Annotated in this window: 21 protein-coding genes; 5 read left to right on the forward strand and 16 right to left on the reverse strand. The window is 75.5% G+C overall.

Annotated elements, in window-relative coordinates:
• Positions 1-43: 43 nt before the first annotated feature.
• Both BLT39_RS17290 and BLT39_RS17295 read right to left on the reverse strand, forming a co-directional pair.
• Positions 44-493: a peroxiredoxin gene (locus BLT39_RS17290; protein ID WP_091066546.1), complete on the reverse strand. Its 450-nt coding sequence runs from the start codon at positions 491-493 to the stop codon at positions 44-46.
• A 94-nt stretch (positions 494-587) separates the two neighbouring features.
• Positions 588-2,069 (reverse strand): S8 family serine peptidase, encoded by a 1,482-nt coding sequence (locus BLT39_RS17295; RefSeq protein WP_242658511.1) that lies wholly within the window; start codon positions 2,067-2,069, stop codon positions 588-590.
• A 158-nt stretch (positions 2,070-2,227) separates the two neighbouring features.
• Here BLT39_RS17295 and BLT39_RS17300 point away from each other — a divergent pair, with 158 nt between their 5' ends.
• Positions 2,228-2,593: a hypothetical protein gene (locus BLT39_RS17300; RefSeq protein WP_091066552.1), complete on the forward strand. Its 366-nt coding sequence runs from the start codon at positions 2,228-2,230 to the stop codon at positions 2,591-2,593.
• Positions 2,586-3,128 carry a hypothetical protein gene (locus tag BLT39_RS23380; RefSeq protein WP_278247009.1) on the forward strand — a complete coding sequence of 181 codons (543 nt, stop codon included), beginning with the start codon at positions 2,586-2,588 and terminating at the stop codon, positions 3,126-3,128. The genes BLT39_RS17300 and BLT39_RS23380 overlap by 8 nt, the downstream gene beginning before the upstream one ends.
• Here BLT39_RS23380 and BLT39_RS23385 read toward each other — a convergent pair.
• Positions 3,032-3,640, reverse strand: coding sequence for a hypothetical protein (locus BLT39_RS23385; RefSeq protein ID WP_091066555.1), 609 nt, complete (start codon positions 3,638-3,640; stop codon positions 3,032-3,034). The two genes, BLT39_RS23380 and BLT39_RS23385, sit on opposite strands and share 97 nt — an antisense overlap.
• A gap of 110 nt (positions 3,641-3,750) precedes the next feature.
• On the opposite strand from BLT39_RS23385, the gene BLT39_RS17315 reads away from it, so the two are divergent.
• Positions 3,751-6,069: a SpoIIE family protein phosphatase gene (locus BLT39_RS17315; RefSeq protein ID WP_242658512.1), complete on the forward strand. Its 2,319-nt coding sequence runs from the start codon at positions 3,751-3,753 to the stop codon at positions 6,067-6,069.
• 100 nt (positions 6,070-6,169) lie between these two features.
• Here the strand turns inward: BLT39_RS17315 and BLT39_RS17320 are convergent, their stop codons facing one another.
• Genes BLT39_RS17320 through BLT39_RS17330 form a run of 3 tightly spaced genes read right to left on the reverse strand, consistent with a single transcriptional unit; the run spans position 6,170 to position 7,885 of the window.
• Positions 6,170-6,682: a flavin reductase family protein gene (locus BLT39_RS17320; RefSeq protein ID WP_091066561.1), complete on the reverse strand. Its 513-nt coding sequence runs from the start codon at positions 6,680-6,682 to the stop codon at positions 6,170-6,172.
• Positions 6,683-6,701: 19 nt separating this feature from the next.
• The gene (locus BLT39_RS17325) at positions 6,702-7,109 is read right to left on the reverse strand and encodes a VOC family protein (RefSeq protein WP_091066564.1); all 408 of its coding nucleotides are present in this window, start codon (positions 7,107-7,109) and stop codon (positions 6,702-6,704) included.
• A 29-nt stretch (positions 7,110-7,138) separates the two neighbouring features.
• Complete coding sequence (locus BLT39_RS17330; protein WP_091066566.1) at positions 7,139-7,885, reverse strand: AIM24 family protein; 747 nt, start codon at positions 7,883-7,885, stop codon at positions 7,139-7,141.
• 78 nt (positions 7,886-7,963) lie between these two features.
• On the opposite strand from BLT39_RS17330, the gene BLT39_RS17335 reads away from it, so the two are divergent.
• Positions 7,964-9,184 carry an AGE family epimerase/isomerase gene (locus tag BLT39_RS17335; protein WP_091067318.1) on the forward strand — a complete coding sequence of 407 codons (1,221 nt, stop codon included), beginning with the start codon at positions 7,964-7,966 and terminating at the stop codon, positions 9,182-9,184.
• Here BLT39_RS17335 and BLT39_RS17340 read toward each other — a convergent pair.
• From BLT39_RS17340 to BLT39_RS17375, 8 genes are read right to left on the reverse strand one after another with little or no spacing between them, the layout of a single operon-like run.
• Complete coding sequence (locus BLT39_RS17340) at positions 9,181-9,828, reverse strand: TenA family protein (RefSeq protein ID WP_207508108.1); 648 nt, start codon at positions 9,826-9,828, stop codon at positions 9,181-9,183. The genes BLT39_RS17335 and BLT39_RS17340 overlap by 4 nt on opposite strands.
• Positions 9,810-10,559 carry a glutamine amidotransferase gene (locus BLT39_RS17345; protein WP_091066570.1) on the reverse strand — a complete coding sequence of 250 codons (750 nt, stop codon included), beginning with the start codon at positions 10,557-10,559 and terminating at the stop codon, positions 9,810-9,812. Before BLT39_RS17345 ends, BLT39_RS17340 begins: the two co-directional genes overlap by 19 nt.
• A 1-nt stretch (position 10,560) precedes the next feature.
• Complete coding sequence (locus BLT39_RS17350; RefSeq protein ID WP_091066573.1) at positions 10,561-11,595, reverse strand: phosphotriesterase family protein; 1,035 nt, start codon at positions 11,593-11,595, stop codon at positions 10,561-10,563.
• Positions 11,592-12,629 (reverse strand): ABC transporter permease, encoded by a 1,038-nt coding sequence (locus BLT39_RS17355; protein WP_091066576.1) that lies wholly within the window; start codon positions 12,627-12,629, stop codon positions 11,592-11,594. Before BLT39_RS17355 ends, BLT39_RS17350 begins: the two co-directional genes overlap by 4 nt.
• Complete coding sequence (locus BLT39_RS17360) at positions 12,626-13,414, reverse strand: ATP-binding cassette domain-containing protein (protein ID WP_091066579.1); 789 nt, start codon at positions 13,412-13,414, stop codon at positions 12,626-12,628. The genes BLT39_RS17355 and BLT39_RS17360 overlap by 4 nt, the downstream gene beginning before the upstream one ends.
• A gap of 3 nt (positions 13,415-13,417) precedes the next feature.
• Positions 13,418-14,434, reverse strand: coding sequence for a substrate-binding domain-containing protein (locus tag BLT39_RS17365; protein ID WP_091066582.1), 1,017 nt, complete (start codon positions 14,432-14,434; stop codon positions 13,418-13,420).
• 38 nt (positions 14,435-14,472) lie between these two features.
• The gene (locus BLT39_RS17370; RefSeq protein WP_165640304.1) at positions 14,473-15,354 is read right to left on the reverse strand and encodes a carbohydrate kinase family protein; all 882 of its coding nucleotides are present in this window, start codon (positions 15,352-15,354) and stop codon (positions 14,473-14,475) included.
• Positions 15,351-16,190, reverse strand: coding sequence for a BtpA/SgcQ family protein (locus BLT39_RS17375; RefSeq protein ID WP_242658513.1), 840 nt, complete (start codon positions 16,188-16,190; stop codon positions 15,351-15,353). The genes BLT39_RS17370 and BLT39_RS17375 overlap by 4 nt, the downstream gene beginning before the upstream one ends.
• Positions 16,191-16,396: 206 nt before the next feature.
• Here BLT39_RS17375 and BLT39_RS17380 point away from each other — a divergent pair, with 206 nt between their 5' ends.
• Positions 16,397-17,398: a LacI family DNA-binding transcriptional regulator gene (locus tag BLT39_RS17380; RefSeq protein WP_242658514.1), complete on the forward strand. Its 1,002-nt coding sequence runs from the start codon at positions 16,397-16,399 to the stop codon at positions 17,396-17,398.
• Here BLT39_RS17380 and BLT39_RS17385 read toward each other — a convergent pair.
• Together BLT39_RS17385 and BLT39_RS17390 are read right to left on the reverse strand one after the other, a co-directional pair.
• Positions 17,382-18,470, reverse strand: coding sequence for a M20 family metallopeptidase (locus BLT39_RS17385; protein ID WP_207508109.1), 1,089 nt, complete (start codon positions 18,468-18,470; stop codon positions 17,382-17,384). The genes BLT39_RS17380 and BLT39_RS17385 overlap by 17 nt on opposite strands.
• A 38-nt stretch (positions 18,471-18,508) precedes the next feature.
• Positions 18,509-19,225: a hypothetical protein gene (locus BLT39_RS17390; protein ID WP_131801505.1), complete on the reverse strand. Its 717-nt coding sequence runs from the start codon at positions 19,223-19,225 to the stop codon at positions 18,509-18,511.
• Positions 19,226-19,262 lie beyond the last annotated feature (37 nt).

The raw sequence follows: 19,262 nt of genomic DNA on the forward strand, positions 1-19,262 counted from the left end.
CCGGCCGGGCGGGGAGTGGCCACCGCCCGGCCGGGTCACCGCGTCAGGACGGCGACAGCGCGGCGAGCGCCTTGTCGGCGTGCTTGGCGAACTTGAACTCGCTCTTGATGACGTCGCGCACCCGGCCGTCGGTGCCGATCACGATCGTGTGCCGCTTGACCGGGGCGGCCTTCCACCCCCGGTGGGTGCCGTAGGCGGTGCACACCGCACCGTCGGCGTCGGACAGCAGCGGGTAGTCGAAGCCGTTCCCGTCCGCGAACGCCTTCTGCTTCTCGACGCTGTCCTCGCTGATGCCCACGCGCTGGGCCCCGACGGCGGCGAAGCGGGCGGCCTCGTCGCGGACGGTGCACATCTCGGTGGTGCACCCACCGGAGGAGGCCAGCGGGTAGAAGAAGAGGACGACGGGTCCGTCCTGCAGCATCGTGGACAGCCGCCGGGGACGGCCGTCCTGGTCCGGCAGCTCGAAATCGGGAGCGACGTCTCCGGTCTTCATGCCTCTCCTTCGTCCTGGGTGACCCGGACGGTTCATGCCGGGCGCGCGGGGCTCCCCCCACCCGCCCCGTGGCCGGGTGGGGGGAGCGGTGCGGTCAGCCGGCGCGCAGCGCCGCGACGGCGGCGACGACGTCGACCAGGCCGGCGCCCTTGTCGAAGGACGTCGTCCGGTCGCCGACCGTCTGGTAGGCCGCGCCGTCGGTGTAGCGGTGGGCCGTGCCCACCAGGGCCGCCTCGACCTCGGCCGGGGTCGCGGTCGGGTCGGCCTGGAACAGCTGGGCGACGATGCCGGCGATGTGCGGGGCCGCCATCGAGGTGCCGCTGATGGTGTTGAAGGTGCCGACGTCGAGCAGGCCGGGGCCGTTCTGCGGGGCCAGGCCGGTCGCGCAGATCGGCAGGTAGAGCCGGCAGGAGGACGTGATGTCCTCACCGGGCGCCGACAGGTCGGGCCAGGTCGAGGAGTCGGTCGCCGCACCGCGCGAGGAGTACTCGCTCACCACGCCGTCACGGGTGCCGGTCGCCTCGTCGTAGTAGGAGGCGACGGAGAGGATGCCGCCGGTCGGGTCCTGGCCGGGCGGGTTGGTCAGCGAGGTCGAGCCGTCGCCGCCGTCGTTGCCGGCCGCCCACACGGTCACGACACCCTCCTCGACGAGGGCCCGCTGCAGCTTCACGGTGGCCGAGTTCGGGTCGAACGCGCCGCCGCCGGTGGGGCCGTAGGAGTTGTTGGTGACCTTGATCGGCGGGCAGACCTCGGCGCTGACGCCGGGGCCGCAGGGCGCGTCGTGGTTCTCCAGCACCCAGTTCAGCGCGGAGTCCGCGCCGACGATGAGCAGCACCGCGCCGGTGGAGATGGACACCAGGGAGGCGCCGGGGGCCGCGCCCTGCAGCTGGGTGCCGTCGGTGAGCGTGGTGGGCCGACCGGCGACGATGCCGTTGACGTGCGTGCCGTGCCCGCCGCCGGAGATCGTGTCGGTGTCGACCAGGTCGGGCACCGGCACGACGCAGTCGGTCGTGGTGGTCGACTCGTCCAGGCAGATGCTCTTCAGGTTGGCCACGACGGCGTCGGTGCCGTCGGCGTCCTGCAGGTAGGGGTGGGTGGGGTCGACACCGGAGTCGATGACCGCGACCGAGACCCCGCTGCCGTCCAGCGGCAGGCCGTCGGCCCCGGTGAGGGTGTCGACGGCCTCCGCGCCACGGGTGGCGATGTTGGACGTGGAGTCGGCGAACTCGATCGGGGCGTTGCCCTCGAGGTAGGTGACGCCGGGCTGGGTGCGCGCCGCCTCGACCTGGTCGGCGGTGCCGCGGGCGACCACCACGCCGATCTTCTCGAACTCGGTGACGGTGTCCATGCCGGTGGCGGCGACGGCGGCCCGGGCGGCCGCGGCGTCGGTGCCGTGCACGAGGACGGTGGTGGGCAACCCGGCGGCGAGCGTGCCGAGCTGGTCGGCCAGGAAGGCCTGGACGGGGGCCGCTGCGGTGCTGGCGGGTGCGGCGGAGGCGGGGCTGCTGGCGAACAGGGCGCCGGCGACGAGCGCGGCACCCCCGACCAGTCCGACGGTTCGGCGGTACCTGTGCACGGGCTCTCCTCGACGGCGGGTGGCGCGGCGACTGCGCCGCGCCGCTGTGCGTGCGCTGTGCCGGGAGAACGAGCCGGGCGGCATTCGGTTACCCGAGGACACGACCTCGGCGTGTCGCCCCCCGCCGGTCGCCGCCGGCACGCTGGGAGGATGGCCGCGTGAACACCCCCCTCGTGGCCCTGGCCAGCGTCGTCGCGCTGGTGCTGGCCGCCCTCGGCGGGCTGTCCACGGCGCTGCGCCGGCGCACCGGCCTGGCGCACCTGGTCGCCGCCGGGGCGCTGGAGGCGGTGCTCCTGGTCCAGCTGGCGCTCGTGGCCGTCGCGATGGCCGGTGGGCAGCGCCCGCCGGAGACCGCCACGTTCCTGGCCTACCTGATCAGCGTGGTGCTGGTCCCGGTCGCCGGCGTGCTGTGGGCGCGCTCCGAACCCACGCGCTGGGCCGGCACGGTGCTGGCCGTCGCCGCGCTGGTCGTCTCCGTGATGGTCTGGCGCCTGCTGCAGCTGTGGGAGGCCACCGGTGCCTGACCGCTTCGGGGCCCCGGCCGCCGAGCCCTCCGACGCCGCCGGCAGCGCCCGCGGCCCGGGCCGGGTGCTGGTCGCCGTCTACGGCACCTTCGCCCTCGCGGCGGGTGCCCGGGCCGCGGTGCAGCTGGCCACCCGGTTCGACGAGGCGCCGGTCGCCTACCTGCTCTCGGCGTTCTCCGCGGTGGTCTACGTGGTGGCCACAGTCGGCCTGGCGCGCGGCGGGCGCGGCGGGCGGCGCACCGCCGTGGTGGCGTGCCTGGTCGAGCTGGTCGGCGTGCTCGTCGTGGGCACGCTGTCGCTGGCCGACCGCGCCGCGTTCCCCGACGCCACCGTGTGGTCGGTGTACGGGCAGGGCTACGGGTTCATCCCGCTCGCCCTGCCCGTCCTCGGCCTGCTGTGGCTGCGCCACCTCGGCGAGGTGGAGCGGGACGCGGCCGATCAGAAGTCGCCGCCACCACCGAAGTCGCCGAAGTCCCCGCCGCCGAAGTCGCCACCGGCGTCGGCACCGGGGTCCCCGCCGCCGCCGTCCTCGTAGCCCTGCGCGTAGGCCTCCTCGTCGCCCCCGCCGAACAGGCCGCCGTCGCCGACCCCGGTGTCGAAGAGGGCGTCGGCCACCGCGGTGCCGACGACGACGCCGGCGACCGTGCCCAGCAGCGAGGCGCCGACCATCGACCCGAAGCCCGGGCCGCCGCGCCCGCCCATGCCGCCGCCGCCGAAGGAGCGCTCGAGGGTGCCGGGCTGGCGGACCTCGGCCCGGGTGGCCGCGCGGGCCAGCTGCTGCGGGTCGTCGGAGGTGGGCCGTTCACCGGGCGGGACGGCGTCGCCGAGCTGGGTGAGCACCTGCTGGCGCTGCTCGGGGGTGAGCTTCGCGAAGGCCTCGGCGTGCGCGGCCTCGACCTGGTCCGGCGGGGCGGTGCGCAGCAGGTACCGGTAGCGCTCGACCGCCTGCTCGTCGGCCGACCGCGGCGGGCCGGCGGGCGGCGCGGCCGGGGGTGCGGTGGGGCGGGGGGCGGGTTCGCGCCCCAGGAGGCGGTCCAGGAAGCCCATCGTCGTCGTCCTCTCGTCGGGAGCTGCACCCGCCTCACGAGCGGGCCGGCGCATCCGTTCCCCCGATCGGCGGACCGGTCACCCCGGGCCGCCCCCGGTACCATCGCCCCGTGCCACCGGCCCCCGAGCCCGCCGGCCCCGACGCCGCGGACGTACCTCCCGAGGCCGCAGCCGTCGTGGCGGACGCCGCCGCCGGTGCCGCCACCGGTGCCGGGCAGGACCGCGGCCGCGAGCAGCAGGCCGGTGCGGTGGGTGCCGCGGCCGCCGTGGTGTCGCAGTCCGGCGGCGGCGCCCGCTCGGCCCTGCCCGGGGTGCTCGCCGACGTCCCGGTGGCCGTGCTGGTCATCGACCAGCACGCCGGCACCGTGGTCTACGCCAACACCGCCGCCATCGAGCTGGCCGGTGACGTCCGGCTGCCGCTGCCCATCGACGAGTGGGGCACCAGCGCCGGGCTGACCGACCTGGGCGGGGAGCCGCTGGCCAGCTCGGGCAGCCCGCTGTCGCTGGTCGCCGAGGGCACCCCGGTGTCCGGCGAGGCGGTCCGGCTCAGCCCGGCCGACGGGTCGCCCGGCCGGACGCTCTGGGTCACCGGGTTCCCGCTGTCCCCCGTGCCCGACGCCGAGCAGCTGGCGCTGGTGGTGTTCCTGCAGATCGACGCCGACCGCGTCGACGACGAGACGCAGCTGCAGGCGCTGCGGGAGCGGGCGGTGCTGGCCACCGACATCTGCTTCACCATCACCGACCCGCGCCGCGAGGACGACCCGCTGGTGTGGGTCAACCCCTCCTTCACCCGGGTGACCGGCTACACCTACGAGGAGTCCGTCGGCGCCAACTGCCGGTTCCTGCAGGGGCCGGCCACCGACCGCGCCGTCGTGGCCCGCATCCGGGCGGGTCTGGACGCGCGCCGGCCGGTGACCGAGACCCTGCTCAACTTCCGCAAGGACGGCACCGCGTTCTGGAACCAGGTGTCGATCAGCCCGGTCTTCGACGGCGCCGGCGAGCTGGTCAGCTTCGTCGGGGTGCAGACCGACGTCACCGAGCGGGTGCGGGTCGAGCGCGAGCGCGAGGCCGCCTTCGCCGCCGAGCAGGCCGCCCGCCGGGAGGCCGAGCTGGCCCAGGCCGTGGCCGAGCAGGCCCGGGCCGACGCCGAGGAGGCCCGCGAGGAGGCCGAGCTGGCGCAGGAGCGGCTGGGCCTGATGGCCGAGACGACCAGCTCGCTCAGCGCGACGCTGGACATGACCGAGCTGCTGGACCGGCTGGCCGACCTGTGCGTGCCGCTGCTGGCCGACTGGGTGTTCGTCACCGTCGTCGACCCGCACGGCGACGTGCAGGAGACCGCCGCACGGCACCGCCGGGGCCTGCCCGACGAGCTGCGCGCCATCAGCACCGAGCACGCGCTGCACCTGACGCCGGGCTCACCGAGCCGGCAGGCGATGGAGACCCGCCAGCCGGTGCTGATGGCCGAGGTCACCGACGCGGAGCTGGACGAGGTGTTCGCGCGGGAGAGCACCCGCGAGGCCTTCCACCGCCTGGGTGGCCGCTCGGTGCTGGCGGTGCCGATGATCGCCCGCCGCCGGGTGCTGGGGGCGGTGGCGCTGGTGCGGCAGTCCGAGGAGCGCCCCTTCGACGACCACGACGTCGACCTGGTGCAGGACCTCGCCCGCCGGGCCGCGCTGGCGCTGGACAACGTGCGCCTCTACCAGGCCGAGCACCAGGTCGCGGAGACCCTGCAGCGGTCGCTGCTGCCGACGCTCCCCGACATCCCCGGGGTCGCCGCGGCGGCGCACTACGTCAGCGCGTCGACCGCCGCGGACGTGGGCGGCGACTTCTACGACCTGCTGCAGCTGCCCGACGGCGCGGTCGGGGTGGCCATCGGCGACGTCGTCGGCCACGACGTCGCCGCGGCCGCCGCGATGGGTCACCTGCGCGGCCTGCTGCGGGCCTGCATGTGGGACGCCGCCGACCCCGACCCCGGTTCCGTGCTGGGCCGGGTCGACCGGCTGGTGCAGGGCCTGCACGTCGCGTCGATGGCGACCATGGCCTACGTGCGGGCCGAGCCGCCGGTGGGCGAGGGCCGGCCGTGGCGGCTGCTGGTGGCCAGCGCCGGTCACCCGCCCCTGCTGCTTCGCCTGCCCGACGGCGAGGTCCGGGTGCTCAGCGAGGCCGCCGGCCTGCTGGTCGGCGTGGACGCCGACACCCGCCGGTCCACGGTGGTGCTGGAGGTGCCGGCCGGCACCGTGCTGATCGGCTACACCGACGGGCTGGTCGAGCACCCCGGCGCCGACCTGGACGACGGCATCGCCGGGCTGGTGCAGCGGCTGGGCGACGCCCCCGCCGGGGCGGGCCCGGCCGAGCTGATCGAGCGGGCCGTGGCGACCGACCTGGACCGGCGCGACGACGTGGCCCTCATCGCCGTCTGCTTCAGCTAGACCAGCCCCCGCCCCGCCCCCGCCGTCGATCGACGGTCACCGACCACTCCGCAGCCGGAGTGGTCGACCAGCGTCGATCGACGGCCTCGCCCGGCCGGGGTCAGGCGCCCGGCGGGGGGACGACGGCGGCCTGCAGGCCGTAGGCGCCGCGGTGGAAGACCAGCGGGGTGCGCGCGGCGGTGGCGCCCAGGTCGAGCACCCGGCCGACGACGATGGTGTGGTCACCGCCGTCGTGCTCGGCGTGCAGCTCGCAGTCGATCCAGGCCACCACGCCGTCGAGCACCGGCGAGCCGTGGGCGCTGGGCGTCCAGCCGACCCCGGCGAACTTGTCGGTGCCCGAGCGGGAGAACTGGGTGGACAGCCCGTCCTGGTCGTCGGCCAGCACGTTGACGCAGAACCGGCCGATGGCCCGCAGCCGCGGCCAGGTGGTCGAGCTGCGGGCCGGCGCGAAGCTGACCAGGGGCGGGTCCAGGGACAACGAGCTGAACGACTGGCAGGTGAACCCGATCGGGCCGGACTCCTCCACCGCCGTCACCACCGTGATGCCGGAGGCGAAGTGGCCCAGCACGTCCCGCATCACGCGGGGGTCGACGATCTCCTGCGGCTCGGTCATGCCGCGATCTTGCCCCGCCTCACCCCTGGCCGCCGATGTTGAACATCCACGGGGTGCCGAAGCGGTCGGTGCAGGCGCCGTACTCGTCGCCCCACATCTGCACGGCCAGCGGCACCGACACGTCGGCGCCGTCGGAGAGCTGGCCCCACCAGTCGCGCAGCTTCTCGGTGTCGGTGCCGCTGATGCACACCGTCGTCCCGGCCGCCTTCTCGAAGCCCATCCCCGGGCCGGTGTCCGAGCCCATGAGCAGGATGCCGTCGGGGGTCTCGAGCTGGCCGTGCATCACCTTGTCGGCGTCGGGGCCGTCCATGCCGAACTCGCCGAACGTGTTGATGGTCAGGGTGCCGCCGAGGATGCGCTGGTAGGTCTCCATCGCCTCCCGGGCGGTGCCGTCGAAGGACAGGTAGGGGCACAGGTTCGCGGTCATGCCAGCAGGACGGTCGGGGGCCGGGGAACTCATCGGCCGCCGAGGAACTGGCCCAGCGCGCCGCCGAACCCGCCCTCGCCGGACTGCTGACCCGCGCCCTGCCCGCCGATCGCGCTGACCGGGGGCTCCTCGGAGGCCTGGACGACGACGAAGCCCTGGCCGTGGAAGGAGAGGGTGAACCGCTCGCCGGTGGTGCGGCCGATGAGGGTGCCCAGGCCGAAGGAGTCGTTGGACTGCAGGCCGGTCTGCAGCGAGGAGGACCAGGCGACGGCGGCCTGCGGGTCGGCGTAGGTGGGCTGGTTGACCGCGAGCACGACCGGCTGGCCCTTGGTGGTGATCGCGATCCGGCCGACGCCGGTGAACACGCAGTTGAACAGGCCCGCGTTGCCGCCCATGCCGGCACCGGACACCCGCCGGATGTCGTAGGACAGCGTGGGGTCGAAGGCCAGCACGTTGGCACCGTTGATGGTCAGCCCGTCGGAGCCGTCGAGGTCGACGACGTGCACGTCCTGCGCGGCGTCGGCGAGGAACAGGTCGCCGCGGCCGCGGACCTTCATCAGCGGCACGCCCTCGCCGGTCAGCTTCTGCTTGAGGAACCCGCCGATGCCGCCGGAGCCCATCGCGTCGAACTGCAGGTCGCCCTGGTAGGCCACCATCGAGCCGGCCCGGGCGAAGACCTCGCCGTCCAGCCCGACGCGGCACATCTTGCCGCCCTGCTTCTGGATGCCGGCGGCCTGCTGCTCGGCGTACTCGGGGGCGAACAACTCGCTGCGCATGCGTGGTCTCCTCTGCCGGTGGGCCCCGTGCCGGCGGTCATCCTGCCGCGTACCGGCACCCCTGGCTACGGTCGATCGGTGACCTCCCCCGAGACGCCGGAGCTCGACCAGCTGCTCACCACCGCCGCGGGCGCGGCGGACCCCGCCGGCGGCTTCGGGTACCTCGACGAGCACGGCCGGCGCACGCCGGGGAAGGTCCCCGAGACCTGGATCGGCGCCCGGATGACCCACGTGTTCGGCTTGGCCGCCGCCTGGGGCCGGCCCGGGGCCGCCGAGCTGGCCGAGCACGGGCGGCGGGCCCTGACCGGGCTGCTGCACGACGACGAGCACGGCGGCTGGGGGTCCGACGCGCACGCGACCGGCCCGAAGCAGGCCTACGTGCACGCCTTCGTCGTGCTGGCCGGCGCCACCCTCAGCCGGGTCGGGCGGCCCGGCGGCACCGAGCTGCTGCACGACGCGCTCGCGGTGTGGGACGAGCACTTCTGGGACGACGACGCCGGCGCCGCGGTCGAGGAGTGGGACGCCGCCTGGACCACCTGCGCCGACTACCGGGGCGCCAACGCCAACATGCACGGCGTCGAGGCCCACCTGGCCGCCGCCGACGCCCTGGCCGCGCTGGGCGACCACGACCGGGCGGCGCAGCTGCGGCAGCGCTGCGTGCGCACCGCGGAGCGCGTCGTGGGCGAGGCCCGGGCCCGCGACTGGCGGCTGCCCGAGCACTTCGACGCGACCTGGACCGCGCAGCCCGAGTACAACCGGGACGCCCCGGCCGACCCGTTCCGGCCCTACGGCGTCACCGTCGGGCACCAGTTCGAGTGGGCCCGGCTGGTCGCGCACCTCGGCACCGTCGTCGAGCTGCCGGCCGACCTCGCGGAGGCACCGGGGGCGCTGTACCGGGTGGCCGTCGAGCGCGGGGAGAGCCCCGACGGGCACCCCGGCTTCGTCTACACCCTGGACTGGGACGACCGGCCCGTCGTGCCCGCCCGCATGCACTGGGTGATGGCCGAGGCGCTGGCCGCGGCCGCGGTCCTCGGGGCGCTGACCGGCGACCCGCGGTACGGCGCGGACCACGAGCGCTGGTCGGCCCTGGTCGAGCTCCTGGTGCGCGACCCGCGCACCGGCAACTGGCACCACGAGCTGATGCCCGACGGTCAGCTCGGGCACACCACCTGGACCGGCCAGCCCGACGCCTACCACGTGGCCCAGGCCCTGCTGCTGCCCCGGCTGCCGGTGACCAGCAGCGTCGCGGAGTCCGTCGTCCGGGCGGTCGGGCAGGCCGTTCCACGTGGAACGGCCTAGCCGACCGCCACCGCGTGGAACTCGACCTCGGCGGCCAGGACCGCGGCGTACCACCGGTCCAGGTCCGCGTCGGGCACCTCGGGCCCGATCCGGTCGACGTCGTCGCGCAGCGCGTCGACCTGGGCGAGGAAGGCCGGCTCGGCGTGCAGCCGGACCCAGGCCTGCAGGTCCGGCTGCCGGGGCGCGTCGACGGCCGCCGCCGCGGTGCACCACCGGGCGTACATGGTCTCGGCGGCGTACATGCCGACCACCGCCGCGGCCCGGCCCCCCTCCGCCACCTGGGCCAGCACCACGTCGGCCAGCACCGCAGCGCGGGCGAGCACGCCGTCCACCTCGGCGGGCTCGACCGGGGAGCGCCCGCGCAGCCCGGCGAAGTACTCCCGCTGGTCGGTGACCAGGTTGGTCAGCGACCGGGCGTGCGGCAGCAGCTCGTCCCAGGTCGCGGACTCCCAGACCACCCGGCCGAGCACCCGGGAGGCGGTGAGCACGAAGGCCTCCTCCACCAGCAGGTAGCGGGCGAGGGCGGCGTCGGTGAGCGTGCCGTCGGTGACCTGCTGGACGAACGGGATCGCGCAGGCGGCGGCGAGCACCCCCTGCTGGCGCTCGAGCAGCCCGGCGGACCGGCTCAGCTGCGGGTCAGCCAACGGACCAGTCCGTCCCACAGGTCGGTGTAGCCCGGCCACTGCTCGCAGAACTCCGGCGGGGCCCAGTGCGGCGAGCAGTCGGAGGTGAAGACCCCGGCCCGGCCCGAGCCGTACTCGTCCAGGGCGACCAGCGGGTCGTCGCCGACCAGGGCGGGGACGACCGCACCGGCCCGGGCGACCACCCGGTTGTAGCCCAGCAGCAGCGGCCACTGCTCGCCGGCGCCGCCGAGGGCGGGGTGGTCGGCGTCGGTGACCGTGGGCGAGATGCCGGCCGGCGCCTCGACCCGGTCGTCCTCGGCCAGCATCTCCACCGGCAGCACCTCGGCGATCGCGGTCTGCCGGAACGCCGCCCGGGCCTGGAACCCGGAGAAGGACAGGTAGCCACCGACCATCAGCAGGGCACCGCCGGCCCCGACCCAGTCGCGCAGCGCGGCCAGCCGGTCCGCGCCGGGGGTGAACCGCTCGAAGACGCCGGGGGCGAGCTGGATGGAGTTGGCGCCGATGTCGGACAGCACCACCAGGTCGTAGGCCGACAGGTCCGCGGCGTCGTCCGGGAAACCGGTGGGCACCAGGTGCGCGGGCAGGTGCACGACCTCGTGGCCGCGGGCGGTCAGCGCGTCGCGCAGCGGACCGACGCCCTCCACGTAGGAGTGCACCGAGAACTCGTCCACCCCCTTCACGTGCGTCGAGGTGGTCATCCAGCTCTCGCCGGCGATCAGGATCCGGGCCACGTCAGCGTCCTCTCGGTGCGCGCTCGAACAGCGCGCGGGGGTTGGCGGTCATCAGGGCGGTCACCGCGTCGTCGTCCAGCCCGCTGCGGCGCAGCCGGTCGGCGAAGACGACGGGGACGTAGGCCAGCCCGTTGCCGCCGTGGCGGGCGAGCATGGCCTTGAGGAACAGGTCGTGGGAGAGCAGCACCCGGTCGCCGTGCCCGGCCGCGACCAGCGCCGCCACGGCGGCGGCGCTCTCGGTGGGCGACGGCGACTGGCCCTCGCCGGGGTAGTCGAAGGGCATCCCGACCATGTCGAACTCCAGCACCGCGCCGCGGTCGGCGACGGCGAGCTGGTAGTCGCGGTCGGCGCCCGAGGGGTCCATGTGGCAGAGCACGACGGCGCCGGGGTCCACGCCCTCGGAGCCCACGACCACGTCGAGCACCTCGTGGGCGCAGCGCTGCCAGCCGGGCAGGTGCACGAACAGGGGGACGCCGACCTCGCGCTGGGCCCGGCAGGCCGCGCGCAGCGCCGTCCGCTCGTCGTCGGTGAAGGCCGGGGAGACCCCGATCTCGCCGATGACGCCGGGGCGGACGTCGTGGCCGGAGGTGAACTCGGCGACGAGCTCGGCGGCCAGCCGGTCGGCGGTGGAGGTGGCCAGGTGCGGCGGGTGGGTGGCCTGCAGGTACCAGCCCGAGCCCATCACCACCTGCACCCCCGTCGCCTCCGACAGCGCCCGCAGCCGGCCCGGCGCGCGGCCGATGCCCGGCGGGGTCAGGTCGACCACCGTGCGGCCGCCGACGCCGGCGAACCGGTGCAGGTCGGCGGCCATCGCGGCGTCGTCGTCCAGCCGGCAGTTGTCGGCGTTCTCGTACGGGTGGTCGGCCAGCAGCCAGGCCAGGTCGGCGCTGACCGGCGCGTCCAGCAGGTCGCGCAGCCGCGGGTCGGGGGAGGGCCGGAAGGCCACGCTGACGTCGTTGGCCAGGTGCTCGTGCGGCAGCACCAGGCCCAGGTCGGCTGAGTCGACGTCGCCGGTGACGGTGCGGACGGCGGTCATGCGCGGCGGGTCAGCCGCTGCACGAACCAGGCCAGGTCGCGCCCGCGCAGGTTGACCCACACGACCAGCACCAGCACCGCGCCGGTGATGATCGGCGTGAGGTACGGGCTGACCGACAGCAGGGTGAGCCCGTTGGCGATGATCTGGGTCAGCAGCGCGCCGATCAGGGTGCCGACGATGGTGCCGCGGCCGCCCAGCAGGCTGGTGCCGCCCAGCACGACCGCGGCGATCACGGTCAGCTCGAAGCCCTGCGCGCTGTTGGCCGACCCCGACCCCAGCCGGGCGGCGATGAGCAGGCCGGCCAGGCCCGCCGCCAGGCCGGAGAACCCGAGCGCGGCCATCGTCACCAGCTTCACGTTCACCCCCGCCCGGCGGACGGACTCCGCCGCGGCGCCGATGCCGATGACGTACTGGCCGAACCGGGTGGCGTGCAGCAGCACCAGGCCGAGGACGACGACGGCCAGCGCGATCCAGGCGGTGGCGGAGAAGCCCAGCCAGCGCGCCGTCCCGAGCTTCGCCACGAAGGTGGTGGAGGCGATCGGCACCGAGAAGCCCTCGGTCTGGAACAGGGCCAGGCCCCGGACGACCGACAGCGTGGCCAGCGTGACGATGAAGGCGGGGATGCCCTGGTAGGCGGTGAACCAGCCGTTGACCAGGCCCCAGCCCAGGCCCATGAGCAGCGCGGCGACCATGACCAGCGAGGAGTCCCAGCCGGCGACCAGCAGCTGGGCCGAGATGGCCGCGACGAAGGCGACGATCGAGCCCACCGACAGGTCGATCTGCCCGGCCGTGATCACGAAGGTCATGGCCACGCCGACGATGAGCACCGGGCCGACCTGGGTGGCCAGGTTGGACAGGTTGGCGAAGGTCAGGAAGGCGCTGTCGGCGGCGGCGAAGAAGACGAACACCGCCAGGGTGACCCCGGCCATGACCAGGGTGGCCTTGTTGGTGCGCTCCCACAGCGACCGCTGCCGGGCCAGCCGCTGCACGCTCGGCCCGGCCGGCGCCTCCGGCGGGGTCTGGGTGGTGCTCATGCCCGGCTCCCTTCGGTGCGGGTCGGCTGCGGGGTGCGGGTGATGAGGCCGACCAGCTTCTCGATGTCGAGGTCGGCGATGGCGGCGTCGTCGACGCTCTGGCCCTCGTACATCACCGTGATCCGGTCGCAGACCCGGAACAGGTCCTGCAGGCGGTGGGTGATGAGGATGACGCCGACGCCCTGCGCCGCGACGTCGCCGATGAGCTTGAGCACCGACTCGACCTCCGCGACGGCGAGCGCGGCGGTCGGCTCGTCGAGGATGAGGACGTCGGGGGCGAAGGACACCGCCCGGGCGATGGCGACGGTCTGCCGCTGCCCGCCGGACAGCGTGCCGATCTCCTGGTGGGTGCTGGTGACCTTCACGTGCAGGTCCGCGAGGATCCGGGCGGCCTGCTCGTGCATGGCCCTGCGGTCGATGAACGCGCCGCGCTTGGGCTCCCGGCCCAGGAACAGGTTGCTGGCCACGTCGAGGGTGTCGCACAGCGCCAGGTCCTGGTAGACGATGCCGATCTTCTCGGCCTGGGCGTCGGAGGGGGTGCTGAAGCGCACCGGCTCGCCGTGCACCCGGATCTCGCCGTCGTCGTGCTGCACGGCGCCGGCCAGCACCTTCATCAAGGTGGACTTCCCGGCGCCGTTGTCCCCCACGAGACCGAGGACCTCGCCGCGGCGCAGGGTCAGGTCGACGCCGCGCAGCGACTTCACCGGCCCGTAGGACTTGGTGATCCCGGACAGCTCGACGAGCAGGTCGCCGGGGAGGGCCGTGCCCGGTCCCGTGGGGGCCATCGGTCAGTCCTCCAGGTAGAAGGTGTAGTCGTCGACGTTGTCGGGCGTGACGATCTCGGTGGGCACGGGCTGGTCACGCTCGACCGGGTTGCCGCAGGCCAGGTCGATCGCCGCGGCCATCGCGCGGTAGCCGAACTCGAAGGTCTGCTGCTGCACGACGCCGGTGATCCAGCCGTCGCGCAGGCCGTCGACGGCCGGGTCGGAGAGGTCCCAGCCGACGACGTCGACCCGGTCCTGAGCGCCCTGGCCGCGCACCGCGGCGGCGACGCCGATGAGCGCGGGCTCGCCGGTGGCGTAGACGTACTGCAGGTCCGGGTTGCCGGTGAGCAGGTTCTCCGCGGCCGACTGGGCGGTCTCCTGCACGTTCTTGCCGTCCACCACGGTGCCCACGGTCATCCCGCCGGCGGTGACGGCGTCGGTGAAGCCCTGCTGGCGCTCGAGCTGGATGGTGGAGTTGAGCGCGCCGACGATGCCGACCTCGCCCTCGCCGCCGGACTGGTCCAGCAGCGCCTGGCCGATCTGCGCGCCGCCCTCGGAGTTGGCGGTGCCGACCTGGGCGTCGATGCTGGCGTCGTCGACGATCGCGTCGACGGCCACCACCGGGATGCCGGCGGCGTCGGCGGCCTGCACGGAGGGCTTGATGCCCTCGGTGTCGATGGCGTCGACGATGATCGCGTCCACCCCGCCGGCGACCAGGGTGTCGATGGCGTTGGCCTGGGTCACCGAGTCGTCGTTGCCGCTGATGATCTGCAGGTCCACGCCCTGGTCGTCGGCCATGGCCTGGGCGGCGGCGTTGATCTGGTTGAAGAACAGCGCCTGCAGGTTGATGGTGACCAGCCCGACCTTGAAGGGCCCGTCGGCGGGCTGCTCGCAGCCGGTGGGCTGCACGCTGGGGGCCGGCAGCGAGGACGGCGCCTGGCTACCGGGCGCCGCGGAGTCGGCGGCGGGCGAGCCGCTGTCGCACGCGGCGAGGGCGAGCAGGCAGGCGCCTGCGGCGAGGGCGAGGGGGCGGCGCTTCACGGGTTCTCCTCGGGACGGGGTGGGCGGTGCGGGGGCGGTCAGGCGGTGCGGGCGAGCTGGTCCAGGGCGGCGGTGACCTGGTCGGGGGCCGGGGCGGCGCGGGCGCCCTCCCGGGTGCAGGACAGGCTGGCGGCGACACCGGCCCGGGTGGCGGCGGCGACCGGCGGCAGACCGGCGGCCAGACCCGCGAGGTGGGTGCCGACGAAGCAGTCCCCGGCACCGGTGTCGTCCACGACGTCCACCGGCAGGGCCGGTCCCGACGCCGCCCCGTCGGGGCCGGCGAGCTCCCAGCCGGCCGCGCCGTCGGTGACGACCAGCGTGGTGCGCGGGCCCCGGTCGGCGGCGGAGAGCCCGAGCAGACCGGTCAGCCGGGTGCGGCCCACGACGACGTGGTCGGCGGCGGCCAGCGCCGCCCGGGCCACCCCGGTGTCCTCGCAGCCGTCCAGGTCCACGGCCAGCACCACGCCCGGGCGGGCCGCGGCCGGCAGCTGCGCGGCGCGGTACCCGTCGAGGTAGAGCACCCCGCCGCCGGCCCCGGCCAGCCGGTCGGCGACCCGGGCCACGTGCGCGGCACCCAGGGCGTCGTCCTGGCTCACGACCGACCGCCGGCCGTCGCCGTCCACCAGCACGATGGCGGTGGACAGGTAGCCGGACCGGTCCGTCCAGGCGGTGTCCACGCCCTCGTCGTCCAGCTGGGCGAGGAACAGGTCGCTGGGCAGGTCCGACCCCACCACGCCGGCGAACGCGGCACGGGCCCCGGCCCGGGCGGCGGCGACCGCGGCGTTGGCCCCCATCCCACCGGGCAGCTGGTCGATGGCGGTGGCGTGCACCCGCTCGTCCGGGGCGGGGAAGCGGGGGACCCGGCCGACCACGTCCAGGTTGGCGTAGCCGCAGAAGACCACGGGCGCGCCGGGCGTCACCGGCCGGCCGCCCGGGCCACGTCGCGCACCTTCGCCGGGTCGACCCGGCCCCACCAGCGGCCGTTCTCCTTGGCCGCGGAGGCCACGATCGCGCCGTCGCACTCGGCGAGCAGGGCCGCGGCGTTGGTGGGGTCGACCCCGCTGCCGATGATGACCGGCAGCTGGGTGTGGTCCCGGATGCCGACGACCTCGGAGACGCTGGTGGCGTGGCCGGTGCGCGAGCCGGTGGCGATGAGCACGTCGGCGTCGAAGAACTCGGCGTCCTCGGTCTGCTCGGCCAGCGTGCGGTCGGCCACGATGGCGTGCGCCCCGTGCTTGACGTGCACGTCGGCGAAGACCTTGACCGGGTCGGCGCCGATGCCGTGCCGGTAGCGGGTGGTGCGGGCCGCCTGGCCCTCGATGAAGCCCTCGTTGGCCACGTAGGCGTTGACCCACTGGTTGACCCGCACCCAGCCCGCGCCGGCGGCCCAGGCGCTGGCGACCGAGCACTCACCGGCGTTGGACAGCACGCTCACGCCGACCTTCGGGCCCAGCTCGGCGACCACCGCGGCGGTGATGACGCCCATCGACGCGGCCACCTCGTAGCCGTGCTCGCCGGGCTTGAGGAAGGGCAGGTCCCAGTGGTTCTCCACGATCACCGAGTCGAACCCGTTGCCGGTGTAGGCCCGGGCCTCCTCGACGGCGTAGCGCACGACCTCGGCGACCGGCTGGCCCCGGTAGGCCGGGCTGCCGGGCAGGGCGGGCAGGTGCACGGCGCCGATCAGGGCGGTGCCCTCCCCGAACAGCTCGGCCACGGCCGAGGGCTTGCGGGGGTAGACCCCGAGGGGTGCGGACACCGTCGTCACCATCCGTGTAATCGATTGCCAAGGCGTGACCGACGCTACAGCGCGGGCCCTGCCCGCCGTCAAGAGGCAATCGTTTACATTCGTGTTGCAGCTGGTCAGCGCGATGACACGCAATCGACACGGGCGGAACAGGACGCGGTCGTGCAGGATGGGACGGCCCCCGTTCCAGGGGTCGGGACGGGGGGGCCGTGGGCCGGGTGACCATCCGGGACGTCGCCGAGCGCGCCGGCGTCTCGACCGCCACCGTCTCGCGGGCGCTGTCCGGCGCCCGGCCGGTGTCGCCGTCGGTGCTCGAGACGGTCACCCGGGCCGCCGACGACCTGGGCTACTCCGGCAACGGCATCGCCAGCGCGCTGCGCCGCAGCCGCACCGACACCGTCGGCATGGTCGTGCCCAGCATCGCCAACCCGTTCTTCACCGCCCTGGTCGAGGGCGTCGAGCACGCCCTCCAGCAGGCGGGCCGGCAGCTGTTCCTGTGCTCGTCGCGCTCGGACCCCGACCTGGAGGCCCAGCGGCTGCGCAGCCTGGTCGCCCGGCAGGTCGACGGCATCGTGATCAGCCCGGTGCACGGCATCCGCAGCCGCGAGGCGCTGGCCTGGGCCACCGACCAGCTGCCGCTGGTGCAGGTCGACCGCTACGTCGCCGGGGTCGACAGCGACTGGGTCGGGGTGGACGACGACCTGGCCCTCCGGCTCGTCGTCGACCACCTGGCCGACAGCGGGGTGACCAGCGCGGCGTTCATCAGCTCGACGCTGACCAACTCCTCCACCGAGCTGCGCGTCGCCGGGTTCACCGAGCACACCGCGCGCCGCGGGGTGGCGGTCCGGGACGTGCTGCTCGGCGAGTACTCCATCGCCTGGGGCCGCGAGGCCATGCAGCGCCTGGTGGCTGCCGGCCCGCTCCCCGACGCCGTCGTCTGCGCCGACGACCTGATCGCGCTGGGCGTGCTGCAGGCCTGCGCGGCGGCCGGCGTCGCCGTCCCCGCGGACGTGCTGGTCACCGGGTTCGACGACATCCCCTACGCCGCGCTGTCCGACCCCCCGCTGACCACCGTCCGGCAGCCCCAGGACGACATCGCCGAGGAGGCGGTCCGGCTGCTGTCGGCCGCGCTCGGCCCGCACCGGGCGCCGCCGGCCCGGTCCGCGCTCGCGCCGTCCCTGGTCGTGCGGGCCAGCACCGGCGTCAGCGCCAGCGGCTGACCACCTCGCCGAACACCCGCACCGCCTGCTCGAGCTCGGCCACCTCGACGTACTCGTCGCGGGCGTGCATGACCGCCGGGGTGCCGGGCCCCCAGACCACCACGGGCGCCCCGGCGGCGAGCGGCCCCAGCACCGAGCCGTCGGTGAAGTAGGTCGCCGGCTCCGCGCGCACCCGCGCCGGGAGGGCCCGCACCCAGGGGTCGTCGGCGTCGGTGCGCAGCGGCGGCAGGTCGACCCGGACCTCCACCTCGGACACCTCGGGCTGGCCACGCCACCAGGCCTGCAGCGCCGCACCGTCGCCGACGGTGCGCATGTCGACCACCACCTCGGCGGCGTCGGGCACCACGTTGGGCACGGTGCCGCCGGCGATGACCCCCGGGTTCCAGGTCTCGGTGCCCAAGAACGGCTCGGTGGCCAGCGGCAGCCCTGCGCCGCCCGGGGCGCCGGCCCGGGCGAGCACGGCGACCAGGTCGAGGACGGCGTTGTGGCCCAGGTGCGGGGTGCTGCCGTGCGCCGCCCGGCCGGCCGCGCGCACGGCCAGCCACAGGGCGCCGCGGTGGCCGAGCACCACCTCGTTGCCGGTGGCCTCGGGGACGACCACCGCACCGGTGGGCGTGCCGGCCAGCGCCTGCGCCGCCACTGCCGCGCCGTGCGAGCCGATCTCCTCGTCGCTGGTCAGCAGCAGGCCCACCGGGACCTCGGGGTCGGCGGCGGCCACCGCGGCGGCCGCGGCCACCAGGCCGGCCTTCATGTCCGAGCCGCCCCGGCCCCAGACCCGGCCGTCCTCGGCGTCGGCGCCGAACGGGTCGCGCTGCCAGTGCGCGGCGTCGGCGGCCGGCACCGTGTCCACGTGGCAGGCGAACAGCAACCGCGGCCGGGCCGGGTCGGTGGGCGTGGCCAGCAGCGTCCAGGGGTGGTCGCGGTCCTCGCCGTCGGTGCGCCGCAGGTGCGGGGCCTGCGCGCCCACCACCTCGGTCAGGACGCCGATGAGGTCCCGCTGCGGCCGGGGGTCACCGGACACGGTGGGCCGACGCACCAGCTCGCGGACCAGGTCGACCGGGTCGATCGTCATGCCCCCACCCTGCCCGTTCCACGTGGAACGGGCACGCCTCACCAGGCGGGTGGGGCCGCCTGCGGCTCGGGCTGCGGCGGGCCGCCGCGGCCGCGCACGTGGTCGACCCAGCCACCGACCACCGGCAGCACGCCGAGGACGGCGGACACCGCCGGGACGGGCAGCAGGAAGACCACCAGCAGCGCCTGCCCGAAGGAGGACCCGTAGGACGACGCCGCGCTCAGCACCGCCTGCAGCAGCACCGCCAGCGCCAGGGCCACCCCGCCGCTGACCAGCACCCAGCGGTCACGGCCGGCCAGCAGCCGGGTGCCGCCGAGCACCAGCGCGGCACCGGCGGGGATGCCGACCACGAGGCCGAGCCAGCTGCTGGTGCCGCCGTCCGACCCGGCCAGCAGCACGACCGCGACCAGCCCCCAGAGCAGGGCGATGCCGCCGGCGACGAAGCCCAGCGTCGCGGCCGCGGTGGCCTGCGGCGGGCGACCGGGTCCGCGCGGCCACGCCGGCGGTGGCGGGGGTGGTGGGGTCCAGCCCCACGGCTGCCCCCAGGACCGGTCCCCTGCCGGCGCCCCCCACTGCTGCTGGCCCCATGCCTGCTGACCCCATGCCTGCTGGTCCCACGCCTGCTGACCCCATGCCTGCTGCGGCGGGTAGGGCGGGAGCGGACCGGCCGGCCAGCCGGGGTGGGGCTGCGAGGGCGGCGGGCCCGTGTACGGCTCGTGCTCGGGCGCGTCGGCGCCGTCCCGGGGTGCGCTCACCCCTGCAGTGTGGCCGACCGCGCCGCCGTCCCCGGTC

The organism is Klenkia brasiliensis (assembly GCF_900100695.1).
GTDB classification, from domain to species: Bacteria; Actinomycetota; Actinomycetes; order Mycobacteriales; family Geodermatophilaceae; genus Klenkia; species Klenkia brasiliensis.